Source organism: Streptomyces sp. NPDC029526, from assembly GCF_040637405.1.
GTDB lineage: Bacteria > Actinomycetota > Actinomycetes > Streptomycetales > Streptomycetaceae > Streptomyces.
Map to the genome: position 1 here is coordinate 155,526 of NZ_JBEZWE010000008.1, position 12,167 is coordinate 167,692.

Genomic DNA, 12,167 nt, shown 5'->3' on the forward strand with positions numbered 1-12,167 from the left:
AGGCCGATCGGATGATCGGCCTTTTCGGCGTGTGCGCGACGGCGGTTGTGTACGATCCACCTTCACCGAAAGACCACATGTCCCTCACATGAGGGGCATGGAGGGGGGATCCATCCATGCGTATACGCACTGCCGCCGTCGCGGCCACCGTCGCCGCGGGCGCGCTGGCCGCACTCACGGCCGCGCCGGCCCAGGCCGCCGAGTACTCCTCCGCGCTCAAGGTGCGCGGCGTCCAGTACGACGCGCCGGGGCGCGACTCGAACAAGTGCTCCGGGGGCAACACCCACCAGGAGTACCTGACGGTCAAGAACTACTCGAAGTCCAAGAAGGTGAACCTCCGGGGGTACGTCGTCAAGGACGCCGCCGGGAACCGGTTCACCTTCACCGCCAACCACTACCTGGAGCCCGGCGACTACGTGAAGCTGCGCGGCGGGCACGGCGCGGACTCCGACAAGAAGAACGTCGTCTACCGCGACAACTGCAACTTCCTCTGGAACAACGACAAGGACACGATCTACCTGATCAAGCCGTCGGGCAGCCGCGCCGACGTGCACAAGTACACCAAGCGGGGCTCGGACCGCGACGGCAACGGGTACATCACGTTCCACAAGTGACCGACCGCCGGCCGGCCGGTCCGCACCGGCCGGTCACTCGCTGAGCGGAAGGCGGCCCGTCTCCCCCGGTCGGAGGCGGGCCGTGCCGTCCGGCAGCCGTACCTCGACCGGTCCGGGCCCCGAGGCGGGCACGGAGATCTCCACCGCGCCCCGCTCCAGCCGGATGCGGACGCCCCAGTGGCCCCGGTAGCGCAGGGTGAAGCCGTAGGACGACAGCTGGGGCAACGGCACCGGGTCGAGGCACAGGGCACCGTCCCGGGTCTCCAGACCGGGCAGCCCGCGCTGCACCAGGTCGAGGGTGCCGGCCATGGCGCCGAGGTGGATGCCCTCCCCGGTGGTGCCGCCCTGGAGGTCGGCGACGTCACCGCGCAGCGCCTCCTGGCAGAACGCCCAGGCCTCCTCCCGGCGGTCCCGGGCCAGCAGCCAGCCGTGGACCAGCCCGCTGAGGGTGGACCCGTGGCTGGTGCGGTGCAGGTAGTGGTCGACGGTGCGCCGCCAGACGTGCTCGTCGAGGTCGTGGCCCAGACGGCGGAACAACTCCCGCAGTTCGGCCGGGGAGAACAGGTAGCCGAGCATCAGCACGTCCGCCTGCTTCGACGCCCGGTAGCGGTTGACGCTGTCGCCCTCGGCCTCCAGGATCCGGTCCAGGCGCCGGATGTCCCCGTAGCGCCCGCGGTAGCCCTCCCAGTCCAGCTCGGCCAGCTCCTCGTAGCCGGCGAACTGGCTGATGACGCCCTCGTGGTACGGCACGTACAGGGTGCGGGAGATCTCCTCCCACCGCTCCAGCTCGGCCGCGTCCAGCCCCGTCCGCTCGTCGAGCTCGCGCCGCCGGGGCTCGGGCAGGTCGCGCAGCACGTCGAGCGTGCGGCCGAGCACCCAGGCGGCGGTGACGTTGGTGTACGCGTTGTCGTCCAGACCGGGCCGGTCCGCGCCGGGGTAGGCGTCGTGGTACTCGTCGGGCCCGACCACGCCCCTGATGCGGTGCCGGCCGAGGTCCCGGTCGTAGGTCGCCGCGCCGGCCCAGAAGCGGGAGATCTGCAGCAGCATCTCGGCGCCCCTGGTGTGCAGGAACTCGGCGTCGTCCGTGGTGGCGCAGTACTGCCAGACGTTGTACGCGATCGCCGAGCCGACGTGGTGCTGCAGACGGGTGTGGTCGGGGACCCAGCGCCCCGAGCGCGGGTTGAGGTGGAGGGTCTGTGACTCCTCCCGGCCGTCGCTGCCGCTCTGCCAGGGGTACATCGCCCCGCTGTGCCCCGCGTCCCGGGCGGCGGTGCGGGCCCGCTCCAGGCGCCGGTGCCGGTAGTGCAGCAGGGCGCGGGAGACCTCGGGGAAGTGCAGGTTGAGGTACGGCAGGACGAACAGCTCGTCCCAGAAGACGTGCCCCCGGTACGCCTCGCCGTGCAGCCCGCGGGCCGGCACGCCGACGTCCAGGTCGGCGGTGTGCGGGGAGAGGGTCTGCAGCACGTGGAACAGGTGCAGCCGCAGGATGCCGCCCGCCTCGCCGGGCACGTCCAGCTCGCCCCGGCGCCACAGCTGGCCCCAGGCGGTGCGGTGCGACTCCACCAGATCGTCGAAGTCCGCCACCCGGCCCACCCGGTCCACGGCGGCGTGCAGCGGGTCACTGATCGCCGGGTCGCGGGAGGTGTGCAGGGCGACGACCTTGTCGACGCGCGTGGTCAGGCCGTCGGCCAGGTCGAGGACGGTCCGCTGCACCGCGCGCGGGCCCTCCGCCTCCGGGTCGGCGAGCGGTGTCTCGCACAGCAGCCGGGAGGCGAGGGCGACGCGGATGTCGGAGGTGCGGGTGCGGCAGCGCAGCCAGGCCGTGTCCTTGTCGGCGGTGCCGGTGTGCACGTGCGTCAGGTGCCGCCCGTCCAGCTCCCGGTAGCGGGGCACCCCGGCGTTGGTCACCCCGCCGTCGAGAGCGGCCTCCACCTCGAGCGGGCCGTCGTACCGTTCGGGCGTGAACTCGGTGCGCAGCGCGGCCAGACACGGATCGGCCATGTGCACCAGCCGTTCCTGGCGCACCCGCAGGGACCGGCCGTCGCCGAGGTCGTAGCGGGTCTGCCGCTCCAGCAGTCCGGAGGCCAGATGGAGGATCTGGCGGTGGTCGAGCACCGTCGCGGTCCCGGGGGTCAGCCAGTCGCCGCCGGGCAGGCGGAAGCGCACGGGCAGCCAGTTCGGGAGGTTGACCATGTCCTCGTTCTCGACCTGCATCCCGGCCACCTCGGAGGTGAGCCGGTCGTAGCAGCCCGCCGCGTACGTTCCCGGGTAGTGGACGTCGTCGGCCGGGCACTCCGGCAGCGCGCCCCGGGTGGCGAAACGGCCGTTGCCCAGCGTGCACAGTGATTCCCGCAGCCGCTCGTCGGCGGGGTCGTAGCCCTCGTACTCCCAGGTCCAGCCCGTCACCTCGACGCTCCTCCCGGCAGCGGCCCGCCGGGTCGCTCCCGGTGGACGGTGCGCACCCAAGTACCCCCGGGCGGCACCCGGCACACCTGGACCCGGCCCCCTCCGGGCGGAGGGCCGCCCGACGCGCGACGGCAGCGGCCCGCGGGCGTCCGGTCTCAGTGCTCCGTCACCGGGACGCACCACACCAGCGTGGTGCCGCCGCCCGCGGAGGTGGTGGTCTCCAGGGTGCCGCCGAGCTGCTCGGCACGCTCGGCGATGTTGCGCAGTCCGCTGCGGCGGCCGCCCTCCGGCAGGCCCACCCCGTCGTCGGCCACCGTCAGCCGCACCTCTCGGCCGTCGGTCTCCAGGCTCACCTGGACACGGCCGGCCCGTGCGTGCCGGGCGACGTTGGTCAGCGACTCCGACAGGACGGCCACCACGTGGTCGGCGGTCTCCTTCGTGACGTGGGTGTCGACCAGGCCCTCCATGCGCACGCTGGGCGCGAAGCCGAGCACCGGTGCCGCCTCGCCGGCCACGCGCACCACGCGGGCCCGCAGCCCGCTGCCGGTCCCACCGTCGCGGGCCCGGAGGCCGAAGATCGTGGACCGGATGATCTTGATGGTCTCGTCCAGGTCGTCGACGGCGCGGGCCACCCGCTCCGAGGCGCCCTGGTGCTCGATGAAGCGGCCGGCGCTCTGCAGCGTCATGCCGGTGGCGAACAGACGCTGGATGGCGAGGTCGTGCAGGTCCCGGGCGATGCGGTCGCGGTCCTCCAGGACGGCGATCTGCTCGGCGTCCTCACGGCGTTCGGCCAGCTCCATCGCCACCGCCGCCTGGGCGGCGAACCCCCGCAGCGGTTCGATCTCCTTCTGCGAGAACTCGCCCTGCCCGGTGGCGCGCACCAGCAGCAGCACGGCGCGCACCCCGTCACCGGAGCCGACCGGCACCGCCACCGCCGGGCCGAGGCCCGCGAACCGGGGCGGACCCGACGAGACCCGCTCGTCGCACGAGACGTCGGGGCTGGTGACGGGGGCGGTGCCGGTGAAGGCCCGCCCCAGCAGGCTGTCGTCGACCGGCACCACCAGTCCGCGGTGCGCGTCCGCCTCCTGCCCGATGGCCAGCTCCACCGTCAGCGAGCCGGTGTCGGCCATCGGCACGGCGACCTCGGCGAGGGCCGCACCGGTGATCTCCCGGGCGCGTTCGGCGATCAGGGCCAGCGCCTCGCCGCGCCCCATCCCGGCCATCAGCCCGTGGGTGAGCTCGGCGTTCGCCTGCAGCCAGCGTTCGCGCAGCCGGGACTCCTCGTACAGCCGGGCGTTGTCGATGGCGACGCCCGCGGCGACGGCGAGGGTGGCGAGGACCGACTCGTCCTCCTCGTCGAACTGCGCGCCCCCGCGCTTCTCCGTGAGGTACAGGTTGCCGAAGATCTGGTCGCGCACCCGGATCGGAACCCCGAGGAAGGAGTTCATCGGCGGGTGGTGGGCGGGGAACCCGTAGGAGGCGGGGTGCTCGGAGAGCTTGGTGAGCCGCAGCGGCTCGGGGTGCCGGATCAGCTCGCCCAGGATGCCGTGCCCCTCGGGGTAGGCCCCGATGCGCCGGATCGTCTCCTCGTCGATCCCGACGGTGTGGAACGCCGACAGCCGCGTGCCGTCGGGACCGATCACGCCCAGCGCGGCGTACTCCGCGTCGACCAGGGCCGCGGCCGCGTCGACGATGCTGTGCAGGACCTGTTCCAGGTCCAGCTCGCGGCCGACCGAGAGCACGGCCTCCAGCAGGCTGTGCACCCGGTCCCGGGTCCCCCGGGCGGCGTCGATGCGCCCCTGCAGCTCCTCCAGCAGCTCGTCCAGCCTCAGCTGCGGCAGCCGTACCCGGGCGTCCCCGTCCCGCTCGGCGCTTCCCACCCGTGGACCTCCCGTCCTCCGCGGCCGGCGGTGCGCGGCGGCCGACAGCAGCAACGGTATCGGGCACGGTCCGCGGGCGTCGCGCCGGTTGCCGCACCGCTCCGGGTCAGCGTTCCGGGCGGCGCGCCCGGTCCTGGGCCTGGGTGGCGATCACCGCGGCCTGGATGCGGCGCTCGACGCCCAGCTTGGCCAGCAGCCGGGAGATGTGGTTCTTGACCGTCTTCTCGGCGAGGTACAACCGCTGACCGATCTGACGGTTGGTGAGTCCCTCGCCGATCAGCGCGAGGATCTCCCGCTCCCGCTCGGTCAGGCCGGGCAGCGCCTCCTCCTCCGGCGGCTGCTGCTCCTGGCGCAGACGGGCCATCAGCCGGGTGGTGGCGCTCGGGTCGAGCAGCGACTGCCCCGCGGCCACCGTCCGCACCGCCTGGACCAGGTCCGAGCCCTGGATCTGCTTCAGCACGTAGCCGGAGGCGCCCGCCATGATCGAGTCCAGCAGTGCCTCCTCGTCGTCGAAGGAGGTCAGCATCAGGCACGCCAGGTCGGGCATCCGGGACCGCAGCTCGCGGCACACGCTCACCCCGTCGCCGTCCGGCAGACGCACGTCCAGCACCGCGACCCGGGGGCGCAGCGCGGGCACCCGCACCAGCGCCTGCTCGACCGTGGCGGCCTCGCCGACCACGGTGATGTCGGGTTCGTCGTTCAGCAGGTCGTGGACTCCCCGCCGGACCACCTCGTGGTCGTCCAGGAGGAAGACCCGGATCGGCTGCTCCGCTCCGGGCTGCTCGGTTCCGGGCTGCTCGGTTCGCGGCTGCTCGGATCCCGGCTGCACGCTTCCCGGCTGCTCGCCGACCGTCATCTGCTGCTCCTCGTCTGCCGTGCGACTGGGTCCGCCGGTCGCGCTCCGGCGGTCACCGGCGGCTCCTGCTGCGTCTGTCGTCCCAGAGCGATCATCGTCCCTGCGGGGCCGGACGGCCAGGGCCGGACGGCCCTCTCCTGTTCCGTGCCGGGTCCGGACGTGCGCGGGACGCCTTCCTCCGGCTCCGGACCGGGCGCCCGGCACCCGGGCCGGTCGGCCCCCGGCGCCGGGCCACCCGGCCCCTGGACGGCACCCGGCCCACCGGGCATCCTCGAAGGCGGAGCGGCACCGATCCCCCGCGGTGCCGCTCCTTCGCGTCCGTCCGGTCCGGGACAGCGCCCCCCTGCCCGAGCCACCCGGCGAGCCTCAGCGCGACGGGGCCGGGGCCCCTCCGTCCCCTGCGGGCGGCCCCCGCCCGACCGGGCCGGCACCCTCCCGTCCCCTGCGGCCGGCCCCTGCCCGACCGGGCCGCAGGCGAAGACCCCGCGCGCCGTCCGCGACGCCGCCGTACGGCACCGGCCGGTCAGACGCTGATGCGGCGTCCGGTGATCTCGAACGGCTCGATCCGCACCCACAGGTCGCGCCGTCCGCCCGCCCAGGGCTCGGTGTGGGCCGCCTCGCTCAGCCGCTCGGTCTCCGCGGGCGCCGTGACGGCCACCGCGTCGCCGCGCACCTGGACGCTCCAGCCCTGGCTCAGCGCGTCGTCGATGCGGTCCACCTCGAAGGCCACCCGGTGTCCCACGGCCCGGGCGGGAGTGGTGCCGGGCGCGGTGCGGAAGACCACGGAGTCGTCGACGACGTCGTAGTTCACGGGGACGATGACGGGCCCCTCGTCGGTGGGGACGGCGAGGCGGCCGACACCGTGGGTGCCCAGCAGCGCGCGGGACTCCTCCTGGCCCAGCACGGTGAACTCGGCGTGCGGAGCCGCCCGGCCGGTACCCGGCGGCAGGTCGGTGTCGCCCCCGGAGAGCCCGTTCAGAGTGGTCTCCAGGACCCCGGCCAGGCGGAGCAGGACGCCGGTGTTGGGTGAGGCTCCGGCGTGCTCCTCCAGGTGGGCGAGGTAGCTGGGGGCCAGGCCGGCACGGGCCGCCGTCTCCTCGCGGGTGAGGCCGAGTTCCGTGCGGCGGCGGGCCAGTCGGCGTCCCAGGTCGCCGACCGGGGCGCCGTTCTGGGCGCCGTCCTGGGAGGGCGGCGGGGCCTGTGCGGCCATGGCTGTCACTTCCTTCCCTCTGGCGCGGTCTCCCGCGCCGTCCGGCTGGTGGTGCGCTCGGGTGGTGCGCGCGGGCGGGGTCCGGGCCGGGGCGCCGGATCCCGGGGCGGCCCGCGGTGCGGCCGCGGGAGCGGCACGGCCGCTGCCGTGCTCGGCGGTGGTGACCGCACGGGCCGTCGTACCCAGCTTGTCCCGTTCCGGCGGATTCCGCTCGGGCCCGCCGTCCCCGGCCGGTGCGACGGGGAGGGGGCGGCGGCGCGGTCGGCGGCGGGGAGCGGTGGCGGGCGGGCGATCGGGACAGGGGCGTAGGCGGGTGGGCTGGAACGGCGCCGTGGGCGGCCGGCGAGGAACGGTGGCGCGGGCGGCCGGGACGGTGACACAGGCGGGCTGCCGGGAGGGCCGCGCAGGCGGAACGGCGGCACAGGCGGGCTGACAGGAAGGTCGCGTAGGCCAGGGGGCGGGGACGGCGGTGGCCTCCGGCCCTCGCTCCGGGGCCGTACGGCCCTACCCCTCGCGGGGTGCGGGAGTGTTGGCTCCCGGCATGTCCGACTTCTCTGGCAGGCCCGGCGTGCGGCTGAGGGAGCGCACCGTCGCCGGCACGGTGATCGTCGCCCCGCACGGTGAGCTCGACCTGCTCACGGCACCGGCTCTCGCGGCGCGCCTGGACGCGCTGACCTCCGGCCCGTCGCCCGACGTGGTGGTGGACCTGCGGGCCGTGTCCTTCATCGACTGCTCGGCGCTGGGCGTGCTCTGCCGTGCCCGCAACCGCGTACGGATCCGCCAGGGCAGGCTGCGGCTGGTCTCGCCGAGCCCCGGCTTCCGGAGGCTGCTGCACCACACCCGGCTGGGCGGTGTCTTCGACCTGCTGCCCGGGCTCCCCCGTGCGCTCACCCCGGGCCGGTCGGTCGGCGCCGGGTGGTCGTGAGCCGCTCGGCGCGCGGCTCGTCGTGACGGAGCCGGCCGCCCCGCCGGGTGGCCCGTCGCGGTACGGCACCGTCGGCAGCCGCACGGGCACCGCCGCGCGCGGCCCGGCCGCCCGGTCCCCCGGTCCGCGCCGAACGGCCCCCGTCCTCCGGCGGTCGTGGGGGCCGAAGGTCCCCTTCCTGCGGGCCGGTGGGCCCGAGGTGCCGTTCAGCGGCCCCGGACCCACGCACATCCGATGATCGGATTGCTATACAGAAGGTGGCGAGGGAGCCCCGACTCCGACGCCAACCCGCCTTCTCCGCCCCGTCGTTGGGAGACCTCATGCTGTCCGAAGAATCCGCCGCAACGGTGCGGGCCACCCTGCCCGCCGTGGCCGGTGCACTCGACGAGATCACCACGCGCTTCTACGGCGCGATGTTCCGGGACCGTCCGGAGCTGCTCGACGGACTGTTCAACCGGGGCAACCAGGCCAGCGGCGCCCAGCGCAGGGCGCTGGCGGGGTCCATAGCCGGGTTCGCCCAGGCCCTGCTCGCCGAGCCGGACACCCGGCCCGACGCGCTGCTGGCCCGGATCGCCCACAAGCACGCCGCCGTCGGCATCACCGACGACCAGTACACGATCGTCCACAAGTACCTGTTCGGCGCGATCGCGGAGGTACTCGGTGACGCCGTGACCCCGGACGTGGCCGCCGCGTGGGACGAGGTGTACTGGCTGATGGCCGGGGCGCTGATCGCGCGGGAGGCGCGGCTCTACCATGAGGCGGGTGTGGCCCCGGGCGAGGTGTGGCGGCCGTGGACGGTCGTCGAGCGCCACGAGGAGACGGCGGACGTGGTGTCCTTCCTGCTGCGCCCGGCCGACGGCGGGCCCCTTCCGCCGGCCCGGGCCGGCCAGTACGTGAGCGTCCGGGTGCGGATGCCCGACGGGGTGTGCCAGCTGCGCCAGTACAGCCTGTCCTCGGACCCCGGCGACTCGCTGCGCCGGATCACGGTGAAGCGGGTGGCGGGCGAGGACGGCGCCCCCGACGGCGAGGTCTCCCACCTGCTGTTCGACCAGGTCGGCACGGGCGACGAGCTCGTCCTGTCCGCCCCGTTCGGCGACGTGTCGCTGGACGAGGCGGACACACCCGTGGTGCTGATCTCGGCGGGCATCGGCTGCACCCCGATGGCGGGCATGCTGGCGCGGCTCGACGCGCTGCAATCGCCGCGCCGGGTGCTGGTCCTGCACGCGGACGTCTCGCCCGACGAGCACGCCCTGCGGGCCGAGGTGCGCGCGACGGTGGAGCGGCTGCCGGACGCGGAGGCGGTGTTCTGGTACGAGCGGCCGGGCGCCGAGGAGCCCGGCGCGCGCACGGGGCTGATGGACCTCACGGACATCGGTGTACCGGCGGACGCCACGGTGTACCTGTGCGGGCCGCTGCCCTTCATGCGGGCGGTGCGCGCCCAGGTCCTGGCGGCGGGGGTGCCGGCCCGCAACGTGCACTACGAGGTGTTCGGACCCGACCTCTGGCTGCCGTCGGCGACGGCCTGACCGGCGGCCGTCCACGGGCCCCGTCGCCGAGGCGGCCGGCGGCGGGCCCCGACCCGCGGTCTCGACGGCCGTCGGCGGCGGACACCCGGCGCGGAACGGCGTGCCGGGCACGGCGGAACGGCGTGCCGGGCACGGCGGAACGGCGTGCCGGGCACGGGCGGGCCCGGCGGTTCACGTCGTGGCGCGTGGTCCGCCGGGCCGGGCCGGTGCGGGTCGACGGTGTTGTTCAGACCTCCAGTTCGGCCTCCAGGCGGCGCAACTGGTGGCGCGCCATGGCGAGGTTGGCCCGGCCGGCGTCCAGGACCAGGTACAGGAACAGGCCGTTGCCGCCGCGTCCCTTGAGCAGGCGGATCAGGTGGTACTGGCTGCTGAGGGTGATCAGGATGTCCTCGATCTCGTCGTTCAGGCCGAGGTGCTCCATGGTGCGCAGCTTGGAGCGCACCACGTCGGTGTTGCCCGCGGCGGCGACCTCCAGGTTGAAGTCCTTGCCGCCGCCCAGGGTGCCGAGGGCCATGCCGCTGGTGTAGTCGACGAGCGCGGCGGCCGTCGCGCCGTCGATCGAGGCGAGGCATTCCTTCAGCGCGGTCTCGGTGTTGGCCATGGGGGTTGTTCCTTTCGATGGTGATCGGTGGTTCGGGCCGGCCGTCGGGCGGTGCCGCGGCGTCCGGCGCGCGAGGGGTGTCCGGTGGATCAGCCGCCCGGGTGCGGGCGGGGCTGGTGCGGGGGCCGTTGCGGGGTGCGCACCGGCAGGGTGCCGATGCGGCGGGCCGGGTCCGGGGGCGGTGCCGAGTGCCCGCCGGTGACCGGGCGTTCGGCGTGCCGCCCGCCGCCGGGGCCGATCCGGGCGTCGACCAGGTCGGCGATCCGGGCGCCGCTGCGCCGGCCCTCCAGGTGGAGCCGACCCACGTTGACCCGGTCGTCGGCGAGAAGGGTCAGGACGGCGGTGGTGCCGGCCGCGTAGGTGGCGACGTAACCCTGGGCGCCGCGCACGAGGAGTTCGCGGAACTCCCCGCGGTCGGCGGCGTCCGTCATGCGGTAGGCGACGCCGAGGGCGGCGGCGGTCAGGGCGGCCAGGCCCTCCGGCTCGGTGTCCGGGACGTCCTGGGCGAGGACCAGCCCGTCGACGGTGGCCGCGAGTGATCCGGTCAGCCGGGGTATCCGGGTGCGGAGCCGACGCAGTTCGTCCAGCACGTCGGTCTCGACGGCCATGAGCAGTCTCCTTTCGGCACGCTGACGGCGCGCGCGGATCACAGTGCCTCCAAGGCGTCCAGGAGCCGTCGCAGCAGCGCTGTGTCGGGCTCGTCCCACGCCCCGCCGCGGGGGTCGCCCGGCCCCTGGGGGACGTCGGTGACGGGAGGGGGCGGAGCGGGGGTGACCAGGCCGTCGGCGGCCAGCCGGCGCAGTTCGACCAGGGTGTGGAAGGTGCGGCAGGCGAGGGCCGAGGCGATCTGTGCGGCGGTGCGGGCGCCGTCGACCAGCGCGAGGGTCCGGCCGCGGCGGGGCGGCAGGTCGGCCGGGTCGGCGGCGGCCACGCGGGAGAGCGGGACGACGTCGACGGCCGGGTCGGGCCAGATCCGGTGCAGCAGGTCGCGGCGGCGCAGCGATTCGCGCAGCACGGCGTCCACCGGTACGGGGCGGACCGCGCCGAACCAGTGGACGACGCCGGGCCGGAAGCGGGGGGCGGCGCCGTCGGGGGCGAGCGCGAAGTACGCGGCGTCGAACAGGGCGCCCAGGTGGAACAGTTCGAGCGCACCGGTGGTGAGACGGCCGCTGTCGATGAGCCGCCGGCCGACCCGGTGGCCGGCCCCGGCGTGCTCCACCGCCTCCCACCAGCCGTCCGGGCTGACCGCGCCGCTGCGGGTGAGCAGGTCGCCGAGGTCGGGGCTGTACCCGGACTCGACGTGGACGACGTGTCCGGACGACAGGTAGACCACCCCGTACCGGGTGGTGAGGGCGCCGGTGGCGCGGTCGGCGGCGAGGCTGCCGAGGAGTTCCGGGGCGGATCCGTCCGCGCGGGCTGTCGTCGTGGTCATCCGAGCACCAGGCGGTCCGCCATCTCGGCCAGCCGGATACGGGCCAGGGCCAGGTTGCCGTCCCCGCGGTCGAGCCACAGGTACAGGAACACCGTGCTGTCGAAGGTGGTGATGACGAATCTCAGCAGGTGGTAGGCGTCCGCCGTGGTGAGGATCAGGTCCTGGACGGGCGGTTCCTCGCCAGCCGGGGCCAGGACGCTCGTGTCGCCCGGGGCGAGCGTGCCGCTCTCCATGGCCAGGCGGGCGAGTTCGGCGGTCTCGGCGGCCGTCGCCTCGGGGTCGTCACCCGGCGCGTCGCCCACCGCCCCCAGGGCGAGCCCGCTGATCCAGTCGACCACCAGGGCCCCTCGGGCACCGGGCAGTCGCATGGCTTCCAGCAGGCTCTCGTCTATTCCGGGCACGCCGGATCCCCCTCCTCGCACGGCTGTACCGCGAACGTGACGTCGACGCTACGGTGTGTGCTCGACCGAGGTGGGGGCTTTGGCGTTTTCCGGGGGAATATGCGACACGGGTGTCCCGGCTTTGGTAGGGTCCGCGCCCCTCGCGCCCGCCCACGGCCCGAACGGGCCCTCGGGCAAGGGCGTCGGGGGGTGGCCGGACCGGGGCCGGTGGCCGTGGGCGGCCGTCCACGGCACGTGCCAGGCCCAGGGACCGACGCAAGGCCCGGTCCAGGCCCGTGCCGGGCAGGGGCCCCGGGGACCGGCGCCGCAGAGCGCC

The 12,167-nt window shown here is 74.9% G+C and carries 11 protein-coding genes; 3 read left to right on the plus strand and 8 right to left on the minus strand.

What is annotated here, in order from left to right; all coding sequences use genetic code 11:
• Positions 1-116: 116 nt before the first annotated feature.
• On the plus strand, positions 117-614 hold the full coding sequence (locus AB0F01_RS19520; protein ID WP_362096972.1) for a lamin tail domain-containing protein: 498 nt from the start codon (positions 117-119) through the stop codon (positions 612-614).
• A gap of 33 nt (positions 615-647) precedes the next feature.
• Here AB0F01_RS19520 and AB0F01_RS19525 read toward each other — a convergent pair whose 3' ends face one another.
• From AB0F01_RS19525 to AB0F01_RS19540, 4 genes are all read right to left on the minus strand, one after another.
• Positions 648-3,020, minus strand: coding sequence for a glycosyl hydrolase family 65 protein (locus AB0F01_RS19525; RefSeq protein ID WP_362096975.1), 2,373 nt, complete (start codon positions 3,018-3,020; stop codon positions 648-650).
• Between the two features lie 155 nt (positions 3,021-3,175).
• Positions 3,176-4,900 (minus strand): GAF domain-containing protein, encoded by a 1,725-nt coding sequence (locus AB0F01_RS19530; RefSeq protein ID WP_362096978.1) that lies wholly within the window; start codon positions 4,898-4,900, stop codon positions 3,176-3,178.
• Between the two features lie 106 nt (positions 4,901-5,006).
• Positions 5,007-5,756 (minus strand): response regulator transcription factor, encoded by a 750-nt coding sequence (locus AB0F01_RS19535; RefSeq protein WP_362096981.1) that lies wholly within the window; start codon positions 5,754-5,756, stop codon positions 5,007-5,009.
• A 523-nt stretch (positions 5,757-6,279) separates the two neighbouring features.
• On the minus strand, positions 6,280-6,966 hold the full coding sequence (locus tag AB0F01_RS19540; protein ID WP_362096984.1) for a pyridoxamine 5'-phosphate oxidase family protein: 687 nt from the start codon (positions 6,964-6,966) through the stop codon (positions 6,280-6,282).
• Positions 6,967-7,507: 541 nt separating this feature from the next.
• Here AB0F01_RS19540 and AB0F01_RS19545 point away from each other — a divergent pair.
• Both AB0F01_RS19545 and AB0F01_RS19550 read left to right on the plus strand, forming a co-directional pair.
• Positions 7,508-7,891 carry an STAS domain-containing protein gene (locus tag AB0F01_RS19545; RefSeq protein WP_362096987.1) on the plus strand — a complete coding sequence of 128 codons (384 nt, stop codon included), beginning with the start codon at positions 7,508-7,510 and terminating at the stop codon, positions 7,889-7,891.
• A gap of 320 nt (positions 7,892-8,211) precedes the next feature.
• Positions 8,212-9,417 (plus strand): globin domain-containing protein, encoded by a 1,206-nt coding sequence (locus AB0F01_RS19550; protein ID WP_362096990.1) that lies wholly within the window; start codon positions 8,212-8,214, stop codon positions 9,415-9,417.
• 226 nt (positions 9,418-9,643) lie between these two features.
• On the opposite strand, the gene AB0F01_RS19555 is transcribed toward AB0F01_RS19550, so the two are convergent.
• The 4 genes from AB0F01_RS19555 to AB0F01_RS19570 all read right to left on the minus strand — a co-directional run bounded on the left by AB0F01_RS19555 (position 9,644) and on the right by AB0F01_RS19570 (position 11,851).
• The gene (locus AB0F01_RS19555; RefSeq protein WP_192233413.1) at positions 9,644-10,018 is read right to left on the minus strand and encodes a hypothetical protein; all 375 of its coding nucleotides are present in this window, start codon (positions 10,016-10,018) and stop codon (positions 9,644-9,646) included.
• An 89-nt stretch (positions 10,019-10,107) separates the two neighbouring features.
• Positions 10,108-10,626, minus strand: a complete 519-nt coding sequence (locus AB0F01_RS19560; protein WP_362096992.1) for a roadblock/LC7 domain-containing protein — start codon at positions 10,624-10,626, stop codon at positions 10,108-10,110.
• Between the two features lie 38 nt (positions 10,627-10,664).
• A complete protein-coding gene (locus AB0F01_RS19565; protein ID WP_362096993.1) occupies positions 10,665-11,450 on the minus strand; it encodes a hypothetical protein in 786 nt (261 codons plus the stop codon).
• A complete protein-coding gene (locus tag AB0F01_RS19570) occupies positions 11,447-11,851 on the minus strand; it encodes a hypothetical protein (RefSeq protein WP_362096995.1) in 405 nt (134 codons plus the stop codon). Before AB0F01_RS19570 ends, AB0F01_RS19565 begins: the two co-directional genes overlap by 4 nt.
• Positions 11,852-12,167: the final 316 nt, after the last annotated feature.

Bases quoted from the DNA above. Each gene is read 5' to 3' on its own strand.
- AB0F01_RS19550 (WP_362096990.1), top strand. From the start codon at position 8,212: ATGCTGTCCGAAGAATCCGCCGCAACGGTGCGGGCCACCCTGCCCGCC.
- AB0F01_RS19535 (WP_362096981.1), bottom strand. From the start codon at position 5,756: ATGACGGTCGGCGAGCAGCCGGGAAGCGTGCAGCCGGGATCCGAGCAG.
- AB0F01_RS19520 (WP_362096972.1), top strand. From the start codon at position 117: ATGCGTATACGCACTGCCGCCGTCGCGGCCACCGTCGCCGCGGGCGCG.
- AB0F01_RS19565 (WP_362096993.1), bottom strand. From the start codon at position 11,450: ATGACCACGACGACAGCCCGCGCGGACGGATCCGCCCCGGAACTCCTC.
- AB0F01_RS19540 (WP_362096984.1), bottom strand. From the start codon at position 6,966: ATGGCCGCACAGGCCCCGCCGCCCTCCCAGGACGGCGCCCAGAACGGC.
- AB0F01_RS19545 (WP_362096987.1), top strand. From the start codon at position 7,508: ATGTCCGACTTCTCTGGCAGGCCCGGCGTGCGGCTGAGGGAGCGCACC.
- AB0F01_RS19555 (WP_192233413.1), bottom strand. From the start codon at position 10,018: ATGGCCAACACCGAGACCGCGCTGAAGGAATGCCTCGCCTCGATCGAC.
- AB0F01_RS19560 (WP_362096992.1), bottom strand. From the start codon at position 10,626: ATGGCCGTCGAGACCGACGTGCTGGACGAACTGCGTCGGCTCCGCACC.